Annotated in this window: 1 protein-coding gene; it reads left to right on the forward strand. The window is 42.6% G+C overall.

The window, feature by feature from the left end:
- On the forward strand, positions 1-1407 hold a 1407-nt coding region (locus tag N480_RS20235), incomplete at both ends, for a beta-ketoacyl synthase N-terminal-like domain-containing protein (RefSeq protein ID WP_155732919.1).

Consider the following 1407-nt stretch of genomic DNA (forward strand, 5'->3'; position numbering starts at 1 on the left):
TTGATAGACAGTGGACAGGTGATTGTTAAGCAGGCTGATGTGTGTGATCTAACGCAGATGCAGGCATTACTCACTTGGATCAAGCATCAATATGGGGGCTTAACAGGTGTTTTCCACGCTGCTGGTACATCCGGCCTTGATGCACATAAAAAACTCAGTGTGGTCTGTGAAGAAACACTGAGTGAGTTAAGCAAAGCGAAGGTGTTAGGGGCACAAGTCCTAGCGGAAGTTTTACATCATGAAGCTTTAGACTTTGTGTTGTTATTTTCCTCATTATCATCCGTATTAGGTGGTTTTGGTCACAGTATGTATGCTGCATCAAACCAATTCTTAGACACCTTTGCGATTACCAAATCAAGTCAATCGGAGACGCCTTGGATATCGGTCAACTGGGATCAGTGGCAGTTTGAGGAAACTGAATATGACCCTGCAATGGCATTGTTGAATAAGTTTTCCATGTCACCATCGCAAGGGATTGAAGCGCTGGAGTATATTCTAGGTGACCACCCAGTTGCTAGAGTTATTGTGTCAACAGCATCACTCGAATCTCGTATATCACGTTGGATAAGAAGCTCGGTGGTGTCCAATGATGCCGATGGAACCGCGCATAATAATGAAAACAAGGTGTTAGCTAAGAGTCAGGGACAAATTGAATCAGAAATAACAAGCATCTGGCAATCAGTGTTGGGTGTATCGCAGATTGAGCGTAATGACAATTTCTTCCAATTAGGTGGTGACTCACTTTTACTTATACAAGTACACCGCGAGCTCAAAGAGCGATTCAATTGTGAACTTGAAGTCGTTGATCTATTTACCTATTGCACTGTGAAGACATTATCTGAGATGTTACTTGAACAGCAGCCTTCTGAGCCGTTAGATCAGATAAAGAGGACAGCTACTGAGTCTGACTCAAGAATAGCAATTATAGGTATGTCTGGGCGCTTTCCTGGCGCACGCAACATTGAGCAGTTTTGGCAGAATATCGCGAAAAATGTTGAGTCAATAAGACCATTTACGAGTGCTCTTCAATCATCAAATATCGTTAATGTCACGAGTACGATAGATAATATAGACACGTTTGATGCCGATTTATTCCGGTTCAGTGCCTCTGAAGCAGAGCTTACCGATCCGCAACAGCGGGTGTTATTAGAGACTGCCTGGCATGCATTGGAAGATTCTGGGTACGGCAAAGCGAGTACGCGCAAAAAAACGGGTTCATTTGTTGGGTTGAGTAGTAGCAGCTATTTATTGAATAACCTTTTGCATCAAAACTTGGCTTCAGATCCTGCTCTAAAAATGCAAATTAGAATTGGTAATGAAAAGGATTTTGCTGCGAGCAGGCTTGCTTTTAAATTACAATTAACGGGCCCTGCGGTTAGTTTGAATACAGCATGTTCAACATCTTTA

The organism is Pseudoalteromonas luteoviolacea S2607 (genome assembly GCF_001625575.1).
GTDB classification, from domain to species: domain Bacteria; phylum Pseudomonadota; class Gammaproteobacteria; order Enterobacterales; family Alteromonadaceae; genus Pseudoalteromonas; species Pseudoalteromonas luteoviolacea_E.